General features: G+C 65.6%; 19 protein-coding genes. 10 read left to right on the forward strand and 9 right to left on the reverse strand.

The genetic code is table 11. The annotated features are described in order from the left end of the window. Positions 1–61 precede the first annotated feature (61 nt). Positions 62–211, forward strand: a complete 150-nt coding sequence (locus GEU84_RS02705; RefSeq protein ID WP_174539273.1) for a hypothetical protein — start codon at positions 62–64, stop codon at positions 209–211. Positions 212–506: 295 nt separating this feature from the next. Beyond that, positions 507–1613, forward strand: coding sequence for a TRAP transporter substrate-binding protein (locus GEU84_RS02710; protein WP_152823938.1), 1107 nt, complete (start codon positions 507–509; stop codon positions 1611–1613). 151 nt (positions 1614–1764) lie between these two features. Here GEU84_RS02710 and GEU84_RS02715 read toward each other — a convergent pair whose 3' ends face one another. After that, positions 1765–3543 carry a TRAP transporter large permease gene (locus tag GEU84_RS02715; protein ID WP_152823939.1) on the reverse strand — a complete coding sequence of 593 codons (1779 nt, stop codon included), beginning with the start codon at positions 3541–3543 and terminating at the stop codon, positions 1765–1767. Beyond that, the gene (locus GEU84_RS02720) at positions 3540–4124 is read right to left on the reverse strand and encodes a TRAP transporter small permease subunit (protein WP_152823940.1); all 585 of its coding nucleotides are present in this window, start codon (positions 4122–4124) and stop codon (positions 3540–3542) included. The genes GEU84_RS02715 and GEU84_RS02720 overlap by 4 nt, the downstream gene beginning before the upstream one ends. A gap of 214 nt (positions 4125–4338) precedes the next feature. On the opposite strand from GEU84_RS02720, the gene GEU84_RS02725 reads away from it, so the two are divergent. Genes GEU84_RS02725 through GEU84_RS02750 form a run of 6 tightly spaced genes read left to right on the forward strand, consistent with a single transcriptional unit; the run spans position 4339 to position 7795 of the window. After that, positions 4339–4815, forward strand: coding sequence for a hypothetical protein (locus tag GEU84_RS02725; protein ID WP_174539274.1), 477 nt, complete (start codon positions 4339–4341; stop codon positions 4813–4815). After that, a complete protein-coding gene (locus GEU84_RS02730) occupies positions 4812–5384 on the forward strand; it encodes a hypothetical protein (RefSeq protein WP_152823941.1) in 573 nt (190 codons plus the stop codon). The genes GEU84_RS02725 and GEU84_RS02730 overlap by 4 nt, the downstream gene beginning before the upstream one ends. Then, positions 5381–6004 carry an SCO family protein gene (locus GEU84_RS02735; protein ID WP_152823942.1) on the forward strand — a complete coding sequence of 208 codons (624 nt, stop codon included), beginning with the start codon at positions 5381–5383 and terminating at the stop codon, positions 6002–6004. Before GEU84_RS02730 ends, GEU84_RS02735 begins: the two co-directional genes overlap by 4 nt. Positions 6005–6028: 24 nt before the next feature. After that, positions 6029–6508: a YHS domain-containing (seleno)protein gene (locus GEU84_RS02740; RefSeq protein WP_152823943.1), complete on the forward strand. Its 480-nt coding sequence runs from the start codon at positions 6029–6031 to the stop codon at positions 6506–6508. Between the two features lie 5 nt (positions 6509–6513). Then, positions 6514–6957 (forward strand): rhodanese-like domain-containing protein, encoded by a 444-nt coding sequence (locus GEU84_RS02745; protein WP_338144749.1) that lies wholly within the window; start codon positions 6514–6516, stop codon positions 6955–6957. Positions 6958–6961: 4 nt separating this feature from the next. Then, positions 6962–7795, forward strand: a complete 834-nt coding sequence (locus tag GEU84_RS02750) for a CE1 family esterase (protein ID WP_174539275.1) — start codon at positions 6962–6964, stop codon at positions 7793–7795. Here GEU84_RS02750 and GEU84_RS02755 read toward each other — a convergent pair. The 5 genes from GEU84_RS02755 to GEU84_RS02775 form a co-directional block, all read right to left on the reverse strand. Next, positions 7792–9006, reverse strand: a complete 1215-nt coding sequence (locus GEU84_RS02755; RefSeq protein WP_152823945.1) for an OpgC family protein — start codon at positions 9004–9006, stop codon at positions 7792–7794. The genes GEU84_RS02750 and GEU84_RS02755 overlap by 4 nt on opposite strands. Continuing rightward, entirely contained in the window at positions 9003–10370 is a 1368-nt protein-coding gene (locus tag GEU84_RS02760; protein ID WP_420899260.1) for a tetratricopeptide repeat protein, read from the reverse strand. Before GEU84_RS02760 ends, GEU84_RS02755 begins: the two co-directional genes overlap by 4 nt. A 284-nt stretch (positions 10371–10654) precedes the next feature. Further along, positions 10655–11845 carry a CaiB/BaiF CoA transferase family protein gene (locus GEU84_RS02765; protein WP_152823946.1) on the reverse strand — a complete coding sequence of 397 codons (1191 nt, stop codon included), beginning with the start codon at positions 11843–11845 and terminating at the stop codon, positions 10655–10657. A 13-nt stretch (positions 11846–11858) separates the two neighbouring features. Beyond that, positions 11859–13487 carry a thiamine pyrophosphate-binding protein gene (locus tag GEU84_RS02770; RefSeq protein ID WP_152823947.1) on the reverse strand — a complete coding sequence of 543 codons (1629 nt, stop codon included), beginning with the start codon at positions 13485–13487 and terminating at the stop codon, positions 11859–11861. 57 nt (positions 13488–13544) lie between these two features. After that, positions 13545–14039: a prepilin peptidase gene (locus tag GEU84_RS02775; protein ID WP_174539276.1), complete on the reverse strand. Its 495-nt coding sequence runs from the start codon at positions 14037–14039 to the stop codon at positions 13545–13547. 191 nt (positions 14040–14230) lie between these two features. Between GEU84_RS02775 and GEU84_RS02780 the strand changes: the two genes are divergently transcribed. Together GEU84_RS02780 and GEU84_RS02785 are read left to right on the forward strand one after the other, a co-directional pair. Then, positions 14231–15886 (forward strand): DUF4331 domain-containing protein, encoded by a 1656-nt coding sequence (locus tag GEU84_RS02780; protein ID WP_152823949.1) that lies wholly within the window; start codon positions 14231–14233, stop codon positions 15884–15886. 10 nt (positions 15887–15896) lie between these two features. After that, entirely contained in the window at positions 15897–16124 is a 228-nt protein-coding gene (locus tag GEU84_RS02785) for a hypothetical protein (RefSeq protein WP_152823950.1), read from the forward strand. 62 nt (positions 16125–16186) lie between these two features. On the opposite strand, the gene recG is transcribed toward GEU84_RS02785, so the two are convergent. Together recG and ligA are read right to left on the reverse strand one after the other, a co-directional pair. Next, positions 16187–18274, reverse strand: a complete 2088-nt coding sequence (gene recG / locus GEU84_RS02790) for an ATP-dependent DNA helicase RecG (protein WP_152823951.1) — start codon at positions 18272–18274, stop codon at positions 16187–16189. Continuing rightward, the gene (gene ligA / locus GEU84_RS02795) at positions 18271–20394 is read right to left on the reverse strand and encodes an NAD-dependent DNA ligase LigA (protein WP_152824106.1); all 2124 of its coding nucleotides are present in this window, start codon (positions 20392–20394) and stop codon (positions 18271–18273) included. The genes recG and ligA overlap by 4 nt, the downstream gene beginning before the upstream one ends. Between the last annotated feature and the right edge of the window lie 27 nt (positions 20395–20421).

Below are 20421 nucleotides of genomic sequence, written 5' to 3' on the forward strand. Positions count from 1 at the left end.
CTCCTCTGCCGATTGATCCCCATCTTTCAGTCATCGCAACAGAAACCTGAAAGACAAGATCATGACCTTCCTGAGCCGTATCGCCGAAGCTTTCGAAACCTTCGGAGCCGCCGCGCGCACTTCGGCCGCCCTGCGCGCCCACCAACGCCCGTCCGACACCGATCTGGCCCAGCTCGGCATCGACAAAAGCCATTTCACGGTGCGCGTCTGACCCCATGGCGCGACCTGACGCGGCGTAAGGCGGGCCGCGCGCCCAATGGCCGCACGCGGCGGGATCGGATGCAAAAACCCTGTGCAAGTGCCTAATATCATGGCATTTTCCTGCATTCGTCCCGGCTTGCTTCCCAAGACGCTGCGCCGGGGCGGCTGACGGGCGAAACGACATAGGTTTATCCCTGCTGTGGTGCTGGACAGACGGGCAAAGCCGTGCAACCGTCCCTGCATCCGGCGAACAGACGCGGCAACGCGAATCTGTTTCGTCAAGGACTTAGCAAGGGAGGAACTGCATGGATCGTCGATCATTCATCACCAAAGCGGCCATTGGCGGCGTGGGCGCTGCGGCTGCCACGACGCTGGCCGCACCGGCCTTGGCGCAGGCGCTGCCCAAGGTTACCTGGCGCCTGACCTCGTCTTTCCCGAAATCGCTGGACACGATCTATGGCGGCGCGGAAGTGCTGTCGAAATACCTGTCCGAAGCGACCGACGGCAATTTCCAGATCCAGGTGTTTTCGGCGGGTGAACTGGTGCCCGGCCTGCAGGCGGCGGATGCCGTGACGGCAGCGACCGTCGAGGCCTGCCACACGGTCGGATACTATTACTGGGGCAAGGATCCGACATGGGCGGTGGCTGCGGCTGTGCCCTTCTCGCTGTCGGCACGCGGCATCAACGCCTGGCACTACCATGGCGGCGGCATCGGGCTGTACAACGAATTCCTGGCGCAGCACAACATCGTGGCGCTGCCGGGTGGCAACACCGGCGTGCAGATGGGTGGCTGGTTCCGCAAGGAAATCAACACCGTGGCCGACCTTCAGGGCCTGAAGATGCGCATCGGCGGCTTTGCCGGCAAGATCGTGGAAAAGCTGGGCGTCGTGCCGCAGCAGATCGCGGGCGGCGACATCTATCCGGCGCTGGAAAAGGGCACCATCGACGCATCGGAATGGGTTGGCCCCTATGACGATGAAAAACTGGGGTTCTTCAAGGTGGCACCCTACTACTACTATCCCGGCTGGTGGGAAGGTGGCCCGACCGTCCACTTCATGTTCAACAAGGCCGCCTATGACGGGCTGCCCCCGGCTTACCGTTCGCTGCTGCACACCGCAGCGCAGGCGGCTGACGCGAACATGCTGCAGCTTTACGACTACAAGAACCCGGCGGCCATCAAATCGCTGGTAGCCCAGGGCACGCAGCTGCGCCCGTTCTCGCCCGAGATCCTTGAAGCCTGTTTCAACGCAGCCAACGAGGTTTACGCCGAGATGGAAGCCTCGAACCCGGCCTTCAAGAAGATCTGGGAGTCGATCAAGGCCTTCCGCTCGGAAAACTACACCTGGGCGCAGATTGCCGAATACAACTACGACACCTTCATGATGGTCAAGCAGAACGAAGGCAAACTGTGATCTGATCCGTCAGACCGCAGGAAAAGCCCCGGGCCCGGCATGGGTTCCGGGGCTTTTTCATGGCCGGGTGCTGCGGTTGGCCCCGTCCCTGCCCCGCAATGCAAAACGGCGGCGCAGGGTTGCGCCGCCGTTTGTCCGTTTCAGAGCCTGATCAGGGCGTGGCGGGTGCCGGTGTGACAGCGGGCGCGCCAAGCGTGGGTGCCCCCAGTGTCGGTGCACCCAGTGACGGTGCCCCCAGCGAAGGCGCGCCAAGGCCCGGGGTGCCCTCCGGCGCCGCGCTGCCACCCAGACCACCACCCAGGCCACCGGCACCAAGGCTGGGCATCTGCGGCAGGGTGATGGTGACATTCGACGTATCCACCGCCGGACCCTTGTAGTGCATCACCATCTGCGGGAAGGCGATGACCGCGATGACCATGATGATCTGGATCGCGATAAAGGGCAGCGCACCGGTATAGATCTGGTCGGTGCGCACCGGATCCATGTATTTGCCCGTCACCTTGTCACGGTAACGCGACTTCGGCGCAACGGAGCGGAAGTAGAACAGCGCAAAGCCGAAAGGCGGCGTCAGGAATGACGTCTGCATGTTCATGCCCAGGATCACCCCCAGCCAGATCAGGTCAATACCAAGCGCATCGGCAGCAGGCACGATCAGCGGCACGATGATGAACACCAGCTCGAAGAAATCGAGGAAGAAGCCCAGCACGAACAGCACCAGGTTCACCACGAACAAAAAGCCGTATTCGCCGCCGGGAACCGATGTCAGCAGATGCTCTACCCAGATATGCCCGTTGACCCCGTAGAAGGTCAGCGAGAACACCCGCGCCCCGATGAGGATGAACATGACGAAGGCCGACAGCCGGGTGGTGGAGGTCAGCGCCTGGCTGACCACCCCAAGGCTGAGCCGGCCCTTCATCAGCGCCAGCACCAGCGCGCCGACCGCACCCATGGCCCCGGCCTCGGTCGGGGTGGCGATGCCCAGAAAGATCGTGCCCAGCACCAGAAAGATCAGCGCCAGCGGCGGGATCAGCACCATGATCACCTGCTGCGCCAGCCGTGACATGGTGTTCAGGCCCAGCAACTTGTCGAGCAGCGTATAGGCATAGATCACCGACACACCGACCACGGCACCCAGAATGTCGGCATTGCTGCCCTGGGTCGGCGACAGCCAGACATGCGCGCCATAGCCAATGGCCATCAGCGCCGCCGCCGCCGCCAGCAGCGATTTGACACCGCGGCCCAGCGTGCGCGCCTCGGGCGGCAAGGCTGGCACCGCCGAGGGGCGGAAGATCGACAACAGGAAGATATAGAGCATGTAAAGCCCGGTCAGGATCAACGCCGGGATGATCGCACCCGTATACATGTCACCTACCGAGCGGCCCAGCTGGTCTGCCAGCACGATCAGCACAAGGCTGGGCGGCACGATCTGCGCAAGCGTGCCGCTGGCCGCAATCGCCCCCGCCGCCACCCGCGTGTCATAGCCATAGCGCAGCATGATCGGCAGCGAGATCAGGCCCATGGCAATGACCGACGCGGCCACCACGCCGGTCGTCGCCGCCAGCAATGCGCCCACGATGATGACGGCATAGGCCAGCCCGCCACGGATCGGGCCGAACAACTGGCCGATCGTATCCAGCAGATCCTCGGCCATGCCCGAGCGTTCCAGCAGGATGCCCATGAAGGTGAAGAAGGGGATGGCCAGCAATGTCTCGTTCGACATGACACCCCAGAACCGGTCGGGCAAGGTGCCCAGCAGGTTCCAGCTCAGCGTGATGGTGCCTTCTGACAGCGGTGCAAGCTCTACCCCGATGAAAAAGAAGAACAACCCGTTGGCCGCCAGCGCAAAGGCCACCGGATAGCCCACCAGCAGAAAGATCACCAGCGAGGCGAACATGATCGGCGCCATGTTGATGGCGATGAATTCCATCATTTGCGGATCTCCTCGGCCAGCGCCGCCGCTTCCATTTCGGCGGCCTGCTGGGCGGTGATGAAGGGGGTGGGGTCTGGAATGTCACCGCGCATCACGGCGATCTTCTTGATGATCTCGGAAACGCCCTGAAACGCCAGCAGGGTGAACCCCGCCAGCAACAGCGCCTTGGCGGGCCAGATGATCAGCCCGCCGGAATTGGTCGAAACCTCGCCGCTGCGGAGGGACAGCGACACATAGGGCACAAGGTAGTAGATCATCAGCGCCACGAACGGCATCAGGAACAGCAGGTGGCCCAGCAGGTCGATCCAGTGCTGGATGCGCCGGCTGAACATGCCGTAAACAATGTCGATGCGGACATGTTCATTCTGTTTCAGTGTATAGGCCGCCGCCAGCAGAAATGCGGCACCGAACAGATACCATTGCAATTCCAGCCACGAATTCGATGACACGCTGAAAACCTTGCGCACGACCGCATTGGTCGCGCTGACCAGAACCGCGACAAGAATCAGCCAGGCCATGGCCTTGCCGATGATCTCGTTCACGCGGTCGATGACGTTCGACAGGCCCAACAGACCGCCCATTGTCTTCCTCCCCTTGTTGCATGCCTTCTGGCCCCCGACGGGAACCGAGCATTTGCTAGTGGTATGTCGGACGCGCCCGCACCCGTCAACGCTGAAAGCCGTTTACGTGGCAGGTGGTTAGCTTTGCCCCGTTCACCCGATCATAACCGCATCGTGATTCATCGGTCAGGGTGGAATGCGGTAGCTTGCCGTAAGGGAACGGGGGGATAATGCGATGGCGCGATACAGATGTGGCAGCCTGCTGGCAGGGGCGGTTCTGGCGGCGGTTCTGGCGGCGGGCGGGCCTGGCCTGGCCGCGACGGATGGCCAGCGGATCACCGTCACGGGTGAGTTCATTGATACCTGGTGCTACTTTTCCGGGGTGATGGGTGGCACGGATGCGGTGGTGGGCTCGGCCCATCACACCTGCGCCATGTGGTGTTCGGCGGGCGGCATTCCGGTGGGCCTGCTGGCCGAGGACGGGCAGATTTACATGGTGCTGAAGGTCGAGGGCGACGATGCGAATGCGGGCGGCGACACGCTGCTGACGCTGGCCAGCGACACGATCACCGCCGATGGCATCGCCTACAGCCGCGACGGGTTGAATTACATCGTGGTGGAAAAGGTCGTGTCGAACGCGGGCATCGTGAACCAGAATCATGCCGATTACGGCGTGGTCCCCGATTTCGCCATACCGGAGCCGAAGAAATGATGCGCGCCGCTTTTGCACTGGCCCTGTTTGCCCTGCCTGCACAGGCGCAGCAGGCTGATTTTTCGGTGGGTTCCGAGGCGGCACCCTGGAACCTTTACGCCGAATCACCCGCGCTGTTCACCGCCAAGGTGGTCGATCTGACCTGCGAGATCACCGGCGATTGCCCGGCCGATTGCGGCGCGGGGCGGCGGCAGCTGGCCCTGCTGCGCACAGCCGATCAGGCGCTGGTCTATCCGATGAAGAACGCGCAGCCGGTGTTTTCGGGCGCGGCCAGCGAACTTGCCCCCTATTGCGGCCAGATGGTCGAGGTGGATGGCCTGATGATCACCGACCCCGACATCGGCGCGCAGAATGTCTATCTGGTGCAGCGCATCCGCGCCGAAGGCGCGGCGGATTGGGTGAAGGCAACGCAATGGACAAAGGACTGGGCGGCGAAAAACCCCGATGCTGCCGGTGATGGCCCATGGTTCCGCCGCGACCCGCGGGTGAACGCGCTGATCGCCGAAAACGGCTATTTCGGGCTGGGGGCGGAAACTGACGCGCAACTGGTGAAGGAATTGTTTGAATGAGGCGGGCCGCACTGGTGTTGCTGCTTGCGGCGCTGGCCCCGGGGGCTTTGGCGCATGACGGCGTGGTGCATGCCACACCCGAGGAGGCCAGGGCCCATGCCGCTGCCACGGCGCAGGGCCTGCCGCTGCCGCTGAACCTGGGCGGGCCATTCCGTCTGACCGACCAGCACGGCATGGCGCGGACCGAGGCCGATCCGCAGGGGCATATGCAGATCCTGTTCTTTGGTTATGCCACCTGTCAGGAGATCTGCTCGGCCGCCCTGCCGCAGATGGCGGATGTGGCCGCAGGGCTGGCCACGCGCGGCGTGCCGGTGACACCGCTGATGATCACCGTTGACCCGGCGCGCGACACATTGCCCGCGATGAAGGCCAGCCTAGCGAAATTCGGCCCCGGCTTTCTGGGCCTGACGGGTGATGCGGCGGCATTGGAGGCGGCCTATGACCTGTTCCAGATCGAGACGGTCAAGGTATTTGACGACCCCGAAAGCGGCCCGGTCTATGCCCATGGCAGTTTTCTGTATCTGCTGGACGGTCAGGGCAGATTTCTGACCGTCATTCCGCCGATCCTGCCCGATGACCGGGTGATTGACATGATTTCAGCCTATGCTCCCGCCGGTTGACCCGGCTTTCCCCAAGGTGCCCCGATGCTGACCCGCCGTTCCCTGATCATTCTGCCTCTGGCCCTGGCCGCTGTGGGCGCCGCCGGTTATGGCTGGCGTGCGCTGAACACCGCCCCGCAGCAGGCCGTCTATGCCGAGGAGGGGCTGGCGATCCGGGGCACCGATCCGGTGGCCTATTTCACCGATGCCGCCCCGGTGCCGGGCGATCCGGCCATCACCGCCGACTGGAACGGCGCGACCTGGCGTTTTGCCACCGCCGCCAACCGCGATGCCTTTGTGGCCGATCCTGACGCCTATGCGCCGCAGTATGGCGGCTGGTGCGCCTGGGCAGTGGCGGAAAAGGGCCAGCTTTTCACCACCCAGCCGGAAAACTGGAAGATCGTGGATGGCAAGCTTTACCTGAATTTCTCGGATCAGGTGCAAGCCGACTGGAACAAGGACATTCCCGGCTTCATCGCCGAGGGTGACAGGCGCTGGCCCATGATATTGGCCGCAGCGCAATGAGTGTTGTGGGATTGACCCGCCGCCGTGCCCTGCTTCTGGGGCTTGCCGCCTTGCCCGTGGGCTATCTGGCATGGTCGCGCATTCTTGCCGGCGATTTTGGCGGCCCGGCGCTGAACCCCGCGCAAGCACATGCGATGGCACAAGCGGGCGGTCTGGCGCTGATCGACATCCGGCGGCCCGATGAATGGGCGCTGACCGGCATCGGCCAGGGGGCCACGCCGCTGGACATGCGCCGCAAGGATTTTGATGATGCGCTGGCGGCGCGGGTGGCGGGCGACCGAACCGCCCCGATTGCCTTGATCTGCGCGCGTGGCGTGCGGTCGGCCCGGCTGGGCAACCGCCTGCTGGCTGCCGGATTTTCCAACATCCGCGACGTGCCCGAAGGCATGCTGGGCTCGGGCGCGGGTCCGGGCTGGATCGCGCGCGGCCTTCCCCTTGTCACAGGATGATCTGATGCCCCTGCCCCGTTTTCTTGCCGCCGCCATGGCGCTGGCCGCTGCGACCGGCGCGGCCCATGCCGGTTGCGGCCCCGATCCCGACCCCTGCGAAACCGCGATGGGCAGCTATCAGATTTCCCTGCCCCAAGGGGCCACGGGCATGCCCGCCGTGGTGTTCCTGCATGGCTATGGCGGGTCGGCCAAGGGCACGATGGCGAACAAGGCGATGGTGGAACTGATGATGACGCGCGGCTATGCCTTCATCGCGCCCGACGGGCTGGTTGACCCCGGCGACCGGGGCGGAAGCTGGTCGTTCCACCCGGACTTTCCCAAAAGCCGTGACGAGATGGCCTATCTGAAGGGGGTGGTCGCCGACGCGGCCGCGCGCTTTGGCGTCGATCCGGCGCGGGTGCTGATGACCGGGTTTTCGGTGGGCGGGTCGATGACCACCTATCTGGCCTGTCAGGATCCCACGGCCTTTGCCGCCTTCGCCCCGGTGGCGGGCAGTTTCTGGCGGCCGCATCCCACGGAATGCGCAGGCCCGGTGCGGCTGCTGCACACCCATGGCTGGCGCGATACCACCGTGCCACTGGAGGGGCGGTCGCTGGGCGGCGGGCGGATCGTGCAGGGTGATGTGTTTCACGGCATGGAGATCTGGCGCCAGACCAATGGCTGCACCCTGATGCGGCCCGACAGCTTTTCCGAGAACGGCATTTACTGGCGGCGGAAATGGGAGGAATGCAGCCCCGGTTCAGCACTGGAATTCGCGCTTCATCCCGGCGCGCATGGCGTGCCCGAAGGCTGGGCCACCATGGCGCTGGACTGGTTCGAGGCGCTGCCGCCGCGTTAGGCGCGCCGCGCCTTCCATGGCTGCGATTTGAACCAGCCCACCAGCAGCGCCACGCCGACCAGCGCGGCGAAACCCGCCAGATTGACCAGCAGCACCAATGGCATGGCCCGCCCGGTCACATCCAGCAGCGCGCCCATCGCCTGCGCGGCCACCATGGAAAAGATGAACACCGCCAGCGATTGCTGGCCCACCTTTTCGACCACCGCCACGGCCTGCCGGAACAGCCGCTGGCCCGCCGTATCGCCCATCGGACGCAGCCGCGCGCCACCAAACCCCGCCGCCGCCCAGGCGAGATAAGCCAGTGCCAGAAAATGCACATAGCGCAGCAGGCCAAAGTCGGATTTCTGGGTCAGAAAGCTGATGCTCTTTGCCGCCTCGCGCAGTTCCGGCACGGCGTTCAGCAGGCGGAAATAGGCAAAGGGCACCGTGGCCACCACCACCACCCCCGCCAGCAGCAGCAGCCCGCGCGTCACTGGTGGCTGCGGCAGCCAGCCCCGCATGAAGGCAAAGCCGGTGAAGAACACCAATTGCCAGCCAAACGGGTTGAAGAACCATTCCCGCGCGCTCCACGGCTCGGCGGGCAGGCCAAGGCGGCCCATCTGCGCGCCCAGCCAGACCACGGCGATGAACCCCGCCACCAGCCACAGGTTCACCCGCGCCAGCGCCATGACCACCGGCATCATCGCCAGCACCACCAGATACATCGGCAGGATGTCAAAATAGTTCGGCACATAGGTCAGCGTCATCAGCCCGATCAGCTGCGCCTGCGCGCCCATGACCTGATCCTTGGCCCCCTCGAAAAACGGCACGAGGTTCAGGCGGCTGACATAGCTGCGTTCGCTGAAACCGACGCTGTCGAACAGCGCCATCATCATGGCGATGGTCAGGAACAGGCCGATATGCGCCCAATAGACCTGCCAGCAGCGGTGCGCCACCCGGGCCGTGCCCATCAGCCAGCCGCGCGTGTCGAACACCCGGCCAAAGGCAATGGCGCTGGCCATGCCGGAACAGAACACGAAAATCTCGGTCGCGTCGGAAAAGCCGAAACGCGCGGGGATCCACAGCGCCAGAAAGTTGCCCGGCACATGGGCGATCAGGATGATGAACATCGCCAGCCCCCGGAACACATCCAGCCGCGGGTCGCGCGTGCTGGCCGCGCCTGCGCGTGATGCGGCATAGCTGCGGGCGGCCGGGTCGGCCAGCATGGTCATTGCGCGGCCTGCCGGGCGGCATCCTCGGCGCGCGAGAGCAGGGCATGCCGCGCCTCGGCATAGCCATCGCGGCGACCTGCACGCAGGGCGGTGCGCTCGGCCAGCAGGGTCTGCGCATCCTCGTGATAGCCGGCACGAATGGCCGCATCTATGGTCAGTCGTTCGAACACGTCGCGCTGTGCGTGGCTGCCGCCGATGCCGGGCAGCGCCCGTCGCGCGCGGGCCAGATGCAGATAGGCCCGGCCGAAGTCCCCTTCACCAAACGCCTCCAGCCCGGTCGCTGCGGCAAGGCCCGGATGCGCGGCGATGCCCGCCATCTCGGTCTGGCCTTCGGCGGCGGTGCGCTGCATGCGGCCCATCATGCGGGTGATCGCCGTGTCGCGCTGGCCACCCACCAGCGCCAGCAGGTAATGCAGGTCGGCGAAGATCAGGCAGCCATCCTCGGTGCGTTTTTCGCAGATGTCGGCCAGTTCCTCCCACCGCGCGCCCACTTTCACGCCTTCGAGTTCGAGGCGGGACAGCAGCGAGGTGGCGTTGGAGATGTCACGGTAATCATCGGTGCGGTCGGCCCTGATCTGGGTGTCGTAAAGATCAAGCACCACATCGGTCTGCCCGAGGTCCAGATGCAGCAGCGCCTTGTGCCACCACACATGATAGCGGAAGTTGTTGCAATGCGCCCAGGCCTGTTCTCGCCCGGTCAGCCAGCCGATACCCCCCCGCGCATCGCCCGTCATGTCATACACATGGGCCACCGCATGCAGGCCCCAGGCATCATCAGGGGCCAGTTCCAGACCCGCGCGGCCCGCAGCCTCGGCCGCGGCATAATCGCCGGTTTCCTCCAGCGCGAAGGCGTGGCAGCCCAGCAGATAGCCGCGCGCCGCATGACCTGGGGCATAGGCGGGCAACACACGTTCCAGCGAGGCGCGCATGCCCGTGCTGTCACCCAGCATGAAGCGGATGCCATGGCCGATCTTCACCGCCAGCGCATCATCGGGGTGACGTGCCAGCACGGTTTCCATCTGCACGATGGCGCCGCGCGGGCTGCCGTTCAGCCATTCGGCCAAGGCCGCGATGAACGCCGCCTCACGCCGCGGCACGGGCCGGGCCAGCGCCGCCGCCTGCGCGGCAACCAGCGCCTCTTGCGCCACGGCCACCATTTCGCGCCGCCCCAGCATCAGGCAGAACAGCCCCTTCACCGCATGGGCCAGCGCAAAACCGGGGTCGCGTTGCAGCACGGCGGCCAGATGCACCGGGGTTTTCGCGCTATGGGCCAGAAAGGCCAGCACGGTCGCGCTCCAATCGTCGCGGACCTGGGCGCAGTTGGCCGAAACGTCCTGACCCATCATGTCGCTGTGGTTTTTCATTCTGCGCGCGCCTTCATTCCGGGACTGATCTTCCTGCCGAACGTATCACAGCGGGACGGAGTTTCATGATCTACACCGCCGAATAACGCGCAGTTTATCGGATGACGCCTTCTGTTCGCCATGGCCCGTGCCCTGCGGCAAGAATCGGCCTATCCGCTTGCAAATGAAGCGAAAAAAATACGGAAATCTGTCGAAATTCTTGATGCGGGCTGTAACGAAACCGGATTTCCCGCCCCGCATGGCGCAATTTGGCGCTGCCGGTTGACCGGCAGCCGGGAAATGTTTCAACCCGGTTTCGCGGATGCAGCAAGATCGGCCAGAATCCGGTCGGTATCCTGCCCGAAACGCGGCGGCGCGTGGCGGTAGCTGACCGGCGTGCGCGACAGATGCAAAGGGTTGCCCAGCAGTTTCACCGCGCCGCCCGCCACATCGTCGCGCGCCATGTCCACCACCAGCCCCCGCGCCGCCACCTGATCCGACGCCAGCGCCTGATCTATGCGGTTCACCGGGCCCACGGGCACGCCTGCGCCCTCCAGCCCCGCGATGATCGCGGCCATGGTCCGCGCGCGGAACAACGGCTCCAACGTGGCGATCAGGGTTGCACGGTTGGCGCAGCGGGCGGGGTTGGTGGCGTAATCGGGTGTGTCGGCCAGCCCCTCGACCCCCAGAAAGGCGCAGGTGCGGCGGAACTGGCCGTCATTGCCCGCCGCCACGATCACATGGCCATCGGCGGCGTCAAACACCTGATAGGGCACGATATTGGGGTGGCCGTTGCCGCGCCGTTGCGGCACCTGCCCCGAGGTGAGGTAATTCACCCCCTCATTGATCATCCAGGCGATCTGGGTATCGACCAGCGCCACATCGACAAGCTGCCCCTCGCCGGTGCGTTCACGGTGGCGCAGGGCGGCCAGGATGCCCACGGTCGCATACATGCCGCACATCACATCGGCGATGCCCACGCCCACCTTCATCGGCTGGCCATCGGGGTCGCCGGTCAGGCTCATGATGCCGCCATAGCCCTGCGCCATCAGGTCATAGCCGGGTTTCGCGGCATTCGGCCCGGTCTGGCCAAAGCCCGAGATCGAGCAATAAACCAGCCCCGGATGCGCAGCCAGCATGGTGGCGTGATCCAGCCCGTATTTGGCCAGCCCCCCGGGCTTGAAGTTTTCCAGCAGGATGTCGGCCTTTGCCGCCAATGCGCGGATGGTGGCCTGGCCGTCAGCCGTCGCAATATCCACCGCGACTGACAGTTTGTTGCGGTTGGCGGCCATGAAATAGGCTGAAAGATCGGTGGGTTGCCCGTCTGGGCCCATCACATAGGGCGGCCCCCAGGCGCGGGTATCATCGCCGCCCGAGCCGGGGTTTTCGATCTTTATGACCTTGGCCCCCAGATCGCCCAGCAACTGCGTGCAGGTCGGCCCCGCCAGAATGCGGCTGAGATCCAGCACCACGATACCATCCAGCGCACCTGCCATGATTTGCCCCCGTTCAGATTCGCCCGTCATATGACCTGCGATCAATGGCGGCTGCAATGAGGGTAAAGCGGTCGGCCTGCATCGCCTGTTCCAAGGCTGCGCGCAGGTCGGCGCGGTTATCCACCGTCACGCCATGGCCGCCAAAGGCCCGGCCAATGGCGGCAAAGTCGTGCCGCGCGAAATCGACGCCGGTGTTTGGCATCTGGCGCTGGCGCTGCTTCAGCTCGATCAGCGCCAGCGAGGCATCGACAAAGACGACAAAGATGGTGCGCAGGCCCAGTTCGGCGGCGGTGGACAGTTCGCCCGCCACCATCAGCATGCCCGCGTCACCGCTGAAGCTGACCACGGTGCGCGCCGGTTCCACCACTGATACCCCCATCGCCAGCGGCACGGCGCAGCCCATGGTGCAAAGGCCCGACGATTGCAGCAGCGCGCGGGGTTCGCCACAGCGCCACATCTGCGACAGAAGGATGCGGTGCGCGCCCGAATCCACCGATGCGATGGTGTCGCGCGGCAGAACGGCGGCGCATTCGGCAATCACCCCCGCTGCGCCCCAGTCATCATCGCGGGGGAAGGCCGCCGCCAGTGCCGCCTGCGTCTGGCCCGGCTCGCCGCCAGCCCAGGTCTTGCGCGGCGTGATCTCGCGCGCCAGCGCGGTCAGCGCGGCCCCGGTATCGGCCACGATGTTCACCCCGGCCTGATGCACGTAATGGTGGTTGGGCACGGCGGAAATGTCGATCACCCGCGTATCGTCGGGGTGCCAGATTTCCGTCCAGCCCTGCCGCATCTCGATCGGGTCGTAGCCCACGCACAGGATCAGGTCAGCCGCGCGCAGCAGGGGCAGCAGATGCCGGTCGGCCAAAGGCGACAGGCCCGCACCGCCCAGACACAGCGGATGATCCTCGGGCACGATGCCCTTGGCCTTGTAGGTGGTAAGGTATGGCACGCCAAAGGTTTCGGCAAAATGCCGGATCACCGGGCCCGCGCCATCCTTCACCGCATCCAGCCCCACGATCATCAGCGGGCGTTCGGCCGCGGCCAGCCAATCCTGCGCCAGCGCGAAACCTTCGGACGGTGCGGGCTCCAGCGGCAGGGCCACCGCGCGCCTGCGCAGCCGGTCAACCGTCACCGGCGCATCGGCCACGCTGATCGGCACGTCGATATGCACCGGGCCAGAGCGCCCCTCGGTGGCGATGCCCACCGCCTTGTCGGCGATGATGTCGGCCCCGGCGGCGGTCAGCCGGAACGTGGCCTTGGTGATCGGCGCGAACACCGCCTGATGATCCATTACCTGATGGGTATAGCGCAGCGCCTCGTCCGCATCGGTGCAGCCGGTCAGCACGATCAACGGCACGCGGTCTTGCAGGGCATTGGCCACCACATTCACCCCGTTCATCGCGCCCGGCCCGATGGTGGCCACCAGAATGCCGGGTGCGCCATCGCGGTGATGCACGCCCTCGGCCATGAAGCCCGCCGCGTTTTCATGCTTGCACAGGATGAACCGGATACCCGCCTTTTCCAGCGCGTCGATCAGTGTCAGCACCTCGCCCCCGGGCATGCCAAAGGCATGGCGGCATCCGGCCTGGTAAAGCCGTCCGGCCAGAAGATCGGCGGCGCGCGGCAAAGTGGTATCCTGTGGCATCCTGTCCCCCTGCTGTTGCCCCGATAAGCACGGGATCGGCCATGGCGGGCAAGAGCCTCACCACAAGTTGAGCCAGATTTCACCCCGCACCAGCCGCCAAAGCCACAGGGCTGCAAACCCCAGCGCCAGCCAGGGGCCAAAGGCCAGCGGCCGGTCGCGCTGCCCGCCATGCAGCACCAGCGCCTGCGCGATGCCCCCCAGCGCGGCAATCAGCAGCACGGCGGGCAGCGCCTGCCAGCCCAGCCAGGCCCCGGCGGCGGCAAACAGCTTGGCATCGCCCAGCCCCAGCCCCTCGACCCCGCGGCGGCGGAAATAGACCTCGCCGATGCCCGCCAGCATGCCATAGCCCAGGGCGGCACCGATCAGGTGATCGGGCCACCACGCCTGCGTCACGGCGGCCAGCGCCAACCCGGCGGCCAGCAGCGGCAGGCTCAGCGCATCGGGGATGCGGAACTGGCGCAGATCAATCAGCGTGATGGCCACCAGCACCAGCCCCAGCCCCACGCTGACCGCCAGCAGGAACAGGGTTTCGCCCGTCACCACCCGGCGCACCAAAGTTTATTTTCGCCAGAGCGCATCGCGTTGAAACTTCCTGTCGCCACCAGCCGTTGCATCGGTGCCGGGGATGAATTCCGAGAGGCAGGGCAGCGTTCCGTCCTGCGTCACAGCGATTCATTAAATGTTATTGCGCCCGAGCGCAAACGCACAGGGCGGTGTCTTGAACTGTCCGCATGGAGGAAGTGATGAAGGCAAGAAACACGTTTCTGATCAGCACGATGCTGGCAGGCTCGGCGGCCGTGCTGGCCCCGGTTGCCATGGCGTCCAGCCACCGCGAAGCCCCCGCAATTGCCGGCATGCCCCGCGTCGACGCCACCGATTTTTACATGTTCCGCAGCTATGAGCCTGGCCGGCAGGACTATGTGACCCTGATCGCCAACTATATCCCGGTGCAGGCCCCTTATGGCGGCCCGAATTATTTCACCATGGATACCGACGCGATCTATGAAATCCACATCGACAATGACGGCGCTGTGGATGCCGACGGCGCGATGGAGGATATCACCTTTCAGTTCAAGTTCGAAAACGCGCTGTCAAACGACGGCAAGGGGATCGAGCTGGACATCAACGGCACCATGGTGGGCATTCCGCTGCGCCAGGCCGGGCAGGTTGGCGTTGCGCCCAACGATGCCAACATCAACAACAACGAAACCTACCGCGTGACGATGATCACCGGCGACCGTCGCACCGGCACGCGCACCGAACTGGGCCGCGCCAGCAACCCGGCGGTAAAATCCTTCTCCAAGCCGGTCGACAACATCGGCCTGAAAACCATCCCGGACTATGAAGCCTATGCGCGCCAGCATCAGGCGAATTTCGAAATTCCGGGCTGCGCCAACAATGGCCGCGTGTTCGTCGGCCAGCGGGCCGAGGCGTTTGCCGTGAACCTGGGCGAGATTTTTGACCTGGTGAACCTGGTGCCGATCCAGGGTGCATCAAACCCCGACTGGCCCGCCTACAATGTCGCAGGCCCCTTCCCTGGCGGCATCACCCAGGACCGCGCCAATGACGATCTGGTGGGCAAGGCCAACGTGACCTCCATCGCGCTGGAACTGCCGATTGCCTGCATCACCGGTGACGGCAACGGCGTGATCGGCGGCTGGACCACGGCCAGCCTGCCGCAAGCCCGCCTGCTGGACCCCTCGCCCACCTATGACGCCGCAGCGTCGCAGGGCGGGGCCTATGTGCAGGTGTCGCGTCTGTCGAACCCGCTGGTGAACGAAGTGGTCATCGGGCTGAAGGACAAGAACCTGTTCAATGCGGTGGAACCGACCGCCGATGGCGCGGTGGCCACCTATGTGACCAACCCCACGCTGCCGGCGCTGCTTGACCTGCTGTTCCGTGGCGCGGTGAACGCGACGCTGGGCACCAGCATCACCAACCTCGCGCCCACCAACTTCCCGCGTCAGGATCTGGTGACGGCCTTCCTCACCGGCTTTCCGGGCGTGAACCAGCTGGCCACGGTGACGGCTTCGGAAATGATCCGCCTGAACACCGCCATTCCCGCAACACCGCGCGGGCAGCAGAACACCTTTGGCGTGGTGGCCGAGGATCTGGCGGGCTTCCCCAACGGGCGCCGTCCGGGTGACGATACGGTGGACATCGCGCTGCGCGTGGTGATGGGGGCACTGTGCCACCCGCTGCCGCTGGGTGCTGAACTGGGCATTGCGGGTGCCGTGGAAGACACGCCAAGCGACATGGTCAACCTGGGCATCTGCGCCCCGGAAGATGCGGTTGTGGGCAATGTCGCCTTCACCGATGGCGCACCCCTGCGCGCCACGGAGCTGCAGAACGCCTTCCCCTATCTGAACGCGCCGATCCCCGGCTCGCCGAACAACTGAGGGGATGGACATGACACGCGCACGCAAACTGGGCTGGACGGCGGGGGTTTCCCTGCTGGCCCTGGCCGCCTGTGATGGCAGCGACGGCATCATCGGCAACCCGTCCACGCAATTCGGCAAGATCTTCAGCGCCGCCTTTGCCGCCGACATGAACGCAGCCCCGGTCGATGATCCGCTGACGATCACCTACCGCGGCACCACAGGCCCCAGCCTGACAGAGGCGCCCCTCGACCTTTGAGCGGTTGACACTGTAGCGATTTCGAAAAGGCGGCAGGGCAACCTGCCGCCTTTTCGCATCGGTCAGCCGATACCGATCAGACGGATCGCACGATCCTGATCCAGCAGCCACAGCAGCACCCGCGCTGCCCGCCCGCGCGGGCTTTCCAGCGCCGGATCATCATGCAGCAGCTTGCGCGCATCACTTTGCGCCACCGCCATCAGCGCCGCCTGCCGTTCCATATCCGCCACGCGAAACCGCGGCAGGCCCGATTGCGCCGTGCCGATCAGATCGCCCGCGCCGCGCATCGCCAGATCCTCTTCGGCAATGCGAAAGCCGTCTTCGGTCTCGCGCAGCATCTTCAGCCGCCGCGCACCGCCCTCGCCCAAGGGTGCCTGATACAGCATGAGGCAGGTGGATTGCGCGGCCCCGCGCCCCACCCGGCCCCGCAACTGATGCAGTTGCGCCAGACCAAAGATCTCTGCCCGCTCCACCACCATGATTGACGCATTGGGCACGTTCACCCCCACCTCGATCACCGTGGTGGCCACCAGAACCCGCGTGTCGCCCGCCACGAAACGCGCCATCGCGGCATCCTTTTCGGCGGGGGGCATCTGGCCATGCACCAGCCCCACCACCCCCTCGCCCAAGGCCGCGCGCAGATGCTGGAACCGCGCCTCGGCGGAGGCGTAATCCAGCACCTCGCTGTCCTCGACCAGCGGGCAGACCCAATAGGCCTGCCGCCCCTCGGCCACCCGCGCCGCCAGACTGGCCACCACCTCATCCAGCCGGTCATTCGGCACCAGCGCGGTTTTCACCGGCTTGCGCCCCGCCGGTTTCTCATCCAGCACCGACACATCCATGTCGCCGTAGCTGGCAAGGGCGAGGCTGCGCGGAATCGGCGTGGCCGTCATCACCAGCACATCGGCGGCCTGCCCCTTGGCGCCCAGTTCCATCCGCTGCGCCACGCCGAAACGGTGCTGCTCGTCCACCACGGCCAGCCGAAGATCATGGAACTGCACGTCTTTCTGAAACACGGCATGGGTGCCCAGCAAGATGCCGATGCGCCCTGCCGCCAGATCGGCCAGTTTCGCCGCGCGCTCCGCCCCCTTGTCGCGCCCGGTCAATATCTCGATCCGCACGCCCGCAGCCCCGGCCATCGGGGCCAGACTTTCCAGGTGCTGCCGGGCCAATATCTCGGTCGGGGCCATCAGCACGCCCTGCCCGCCCGCCTCGACCGCGATCAGCAAGGCCAGCAGCGCCACCAGCGTTTTCCCAGACCCCACATCGCCCTGCAACAGCCGGTTCATCTTGAACGGCGCGGCCATGTCGGCGGCAATCTCGGCCACCGCGCGGGTCTGCGCAGCCGTCGGCGCATAGGGCAAGGACGCCAGCACCTGCGCCCGCAACGCGCCGTTGCCGCGGCTGGCCACACCCTTGCCCCGCCGCAACGATGCGCGCGCCAGGGCCAGCGTCAGTTGATGCGCAAAGAATTCGTCATAGGCCAGCCGTTGCCGGGCCGGGGCCGTGGCGGCCAGATCGGCGGCACCCAAGGGCGCATGCGCCGCCTGCACAGCGGCCTGCCAGCCTAGCCAGCCTTCGCGCGCCATCTGGCCCGCGTCGATCCATTCCGGCAGGGCAGGCGCGCGTGTTACGGCCGCCGCCGCCGCCCGGGCCACCACCTTTTGCGTCAACCCTGCGGCCAGCGGATAGACTGGCTCATAGGGCGGCAGATCACCCGCCTCTTCCAGCCGCAGCACATGGTCGGGGTGCACCATCTGCGCCACGCCGTCAAAAATCTCCACCCGGCCCGAGATCAGGCGGCGCTGGCCGGTGGGCAGCAGCTTTTCCAGGTAATCGCCGCGCGCGTGAAAGAAGATGAGCTGGAACTCCAGCGCCGCATCGCGCACCATCACACGCGCCGGCCCCCCCTTGCGCCGCGCGGGAAAATGGCTGCCCACCGTCACCTCGACCGTTACGGTGGCGGGCGGCGTGATGTCGCGAACCGATGCCTTGCGCGCCCGGTCCACCCCGGAATGCGGTAGCAGATACAGCAGATCCTTGGGCCGCTCGACGCCCAGACCGCTGAAATGCTTGGCGGTTTTCGGCCCCACGCCTTCCAGCGTCTCCAGATCCGCGTAAAGCGGGAACAGGATTTCGGGGCGGCTCATGCCTCGCCGATCAGGGCGATCCAGGCATCCTCGTCAATCATGCGGACCCCCAGCGCCTCGGCCTGCTTTGCCTTGCTGCCAGCGCCGGGCCCCGCCACCACCAAATCGGTCTTGGCACTGACCGAGCCTGCCACCTTTGCCCCCAGCGCCTCGGCCCGGGCCTTGGCCTCGTGGCGCGACATTTTCTCGAGCGTGCCGGTGAATACCACGGTCTTGCCCGCCACGGGGCTGGTGACGGGTGCGCGGCGCGTCACCTCCTGCACCGAAAGATGCGCGACCAGCGCGTCGATCGCCGCGCGTTCGGCGGGGTTGTGGAATGTGGCCAGCAGCGATTCGGCCAGCACCCGGCCCACGCCGTCGATGGCCAGCAGGTCATCCCATTCCGGCCCCTCGCCGGGCCGGGCCGCCGTCATCGCGCCCTCAAACGCCGCCCAGGTGGCGTAATGCGTGGCCAGCAGCGCCGCCGAAGTTTCGCCCACATGCCGGATACCCAGCGCGAAGATCAGCCGGTTCAACGGAATCTTGCGCTTTTCCTCGATGGCGGCGAACAAGTTCGTCACCGATTTCTTGCCGAATCCGTCGCGGTTTTCCAGCTTGCGCAGCGGGCTGGCCGCATCGCGGGCGGCGAGGGTGAAAATGTCGGCAGGGGCTTTCACCGGCAGGTCGGCGTCGTGAAAGAACATTTCCACCTGTTTCGCACCCAGCCCCTCGATGTCAAAGGCGTTGCGCGAGACGAAATGTTTCAGCCGCTCCACCGCCTGCGCCGGGCAGATCAGACCGCCCGAACAGCGCCGCACCGAATCACCCGGCTCGCGCAGCGCGGGCGATCCGCATTCGGGGCAGGTGTCGGGAAAGACATAAGGCACCGATTCCACCGGGCGCTGCGCCAGATCGGTATCGGCAATTTTCGGTATCACATCGCCCGCGCGGTAGATCTGCACCCAATCGCCGATGCGTATAGCCTTTCCGCCGCGAATTTCGCCGCCCTTGCTGTCGCGTCCCGCGATGTAATCCTCGTTGTGCAGCGTTGCATTGGCCACCACCACGCCGCCCACCGTCACCGGCGCCAGCCGCGCCACGGGGGATAGCGCGCCGGTGCGGCCCACCTGGATGTCGATGGCCAGAAGCCGCGTCCAGGCCAGTTGCGCAGGGAATTTATGCGCGATCGCCCAGCGGGGAGTGGCTGACCGGAACCCCAGCCGCCGTTGCAGCGCCAGGTCATTGACCTTGTAGACCACACCGTCGATATCATAGCCCAGCGTCGCGCGCTGCTGTTCTATCGCCCTGTAATGGTTCAGCAATTCTTCGGTAGAGTGGCAAAGATGCGTCAAAGGGTTGGTGGTGAAACCCAGCGCATTCAGCCGGGTGATCGCGCCGAACTGCGTGTCGGCCAAGGGTTCTGACACCTCACCCCAGGCATAGGCGAAAAACCGCAGCGGGCGGGCGGCGGTGATCGCCGCGTCCAGTTGGCGCAGAGAACCCGCAGCGGCGTTGCGCGGGTTGGCAAAGGTCTTGCCGCCGCTGGCCACCTGCCGGGCGTTCAGCGCGGCGAAATCATCGTGGGTCATATAGACCTCGCCCCGCACCTCCAGTACCGCTGGTGCGCCAGTCAGGGTCTGCGGGATATCGGCCATCGTGCGGGCATTGTCGGTGACATTCTCGCCCATCTCGCCATCGCCCCGCGTGGCGGCTTGTATCAGGATGCCGTTTTCGTAGCGCAAGGACAGCGACAACCCATCAATCTTGGGCTCGGCGGTGAAGGCCAGATCGCCCGCATGGCCCAGAAATTTGCGGATACGGTCGGCAAAATCGGCAATGTCGGCATCATCAAATGCGTTTTCGAGGCTGAGCATGCGCACCGCATGGGCCACTTTGGCAAAACCCTCGGCAGGGGCAGCCCCCACCTGTTCGGACGGGCTTTCACCGAGTTTCAGCTCAGGAAACAACGCTTCGATCGCGCGGTTGCGGGCCTTCAGGGCATCATAGGCAGCATCGTCGATCGCCGGGGCATCATCGCGGTGATAGGCAAGATTGGCGTCGGCCAGCAGGGCTGCCAGCCGGGCAAGCTCTTGCGCCGCCTCGGCCTCGGTCAGATGATCAACGGGTTTTTCCAGCACCATCCGCGCCTCCATCGCCTGCCCTTGGTT

This window comes from Fertoeibacter niger (assembly GCF_009380135.2).
Lineage (GTDB): Bacteria > Pseudomonadota > Alphaproteobacteria > Rhodobacterales > Rhodobacteraceae > Fertoeibacter > Fertoeibacter niger.

Bases quoted from the DNA above. Each gene is read 5' to 3' on its own strand.
- GEU84_RS02755 (WP_152823945.1), bottom strand. From the start codon at position 9,006: ATGACCATGCTGGCCGACCCGGCCGCCCGCAGCTATGCCGCATCACGC.
- GEU84_RS02760 (WP_420899260.1), bottom strand. From the start codon at position 10,370: ATGAAAAACCACAGCGACATGATGGGTCAGGACGTTTCGGCCAACTGC.
- GEU84_RS02740 (WP_152823943.1), top strand. From the start codon at position 6,029: ATGCTGACCCGCCGTTCCCTGATCATTCTGCCTCTGGCCCTGGCCGCT.
- GEU84_RS02735 (WP_152823942.1), top strand. From the start codon at position 5,381: ATGAGGCGGGCCGCACTGGTGTTGCTGCTTGCGGCGCTGGCCCCGGGG.
- GEU84_RS02715 (WP_152823939.1), bottom strand. From the start codon at position 3,543: ATGATGGAATTCATCGCCATCAACATGGCGCCGATCATGTTCGCCTCG.
- GEU84_RS02710 (WP_152823938.1), top strand. From the start codon at position 507: ATGGATCGTCGATCATTCATCACCAAAGCGGCCATTGGCGGCGTGGGC.
- GEU84_RS02780 (WP_152823949.1), top strand. From the start codon at position 14,231: ATGAAGGCAAGAAACACGTTTCTGATCAGCACGATGCTGGCAGGCTCG.
- GEU84_RS02720 (WP_152823940.1), bottom strand. From the start codon at position 4,124: ATGGGCGGTCTGTTGGGCCTGTCGAACGTCATCGACCGCGTGAACGAG.
- recG (WP_152823951.1), bottom strand. From the start codon at position 18,274: ATGAGCCGCCCCGAAATCCTGTTCCCGCTTTACGCGGATCTGGAGACG.
- GEU84_RS02750 (WP_174539275.1), top strand. From the start codon at position 6,962: ATGCCCCTGCCCCGTTTTCTTGCCGCCGCCATGGCGCTGGCCGCTGCG.
- GEU84_RS02725 (WP_174539274.1), top strand. From the start codon at position 4,339: ATGGCGCGATACAGATGTGGCAGCCTGCTGGCAGGGGCGGTTCTGGCG.
- GEU84_RS02765 (WP_152823946.1), bottom strand. From the start codon at position 11,845: ATGGCAGGTGCGCTGGATGGTATCGTGGTGCTGGATCTCAGCCGCATT.
- GEU84_RS02705 (WP_174539273.1), top strand. From the start codon at position 62: ATGACCTTCCTGAGCCGTATCGCCGAAGCTTTCGAAACCTTCGGAGCC.
- ligA (WP_152824106.1), bottom strand. From the start codon at position 20,394: ATGGTGCTGGAAAAACCCGTTGATCATCTGACCGAGGCCGAGGCGGCG.
- GEU84_RS02770 (WP_152823947.1), bottom strand. From the start codon at position 13,487: ATGCCACAGGATACCACTTTGCCGCGCGCCGCCGATCTTCTGGCCGGA.
- GEU84_RS02730 (WP_152823941.1), top strand. From the start codon at position 4,812: ATGATGCGCGCCGCTTTTGCACTGGCCCTGTTTGCCCTGCCTGCACAG.
- GEU84_RS02785 (WP_152823950.1), top strand. From the start codon at position 15,897: ATGACACGCGCACGCAAACTGGGCTGGACGGCGGGGGTTTCCCTGCTG.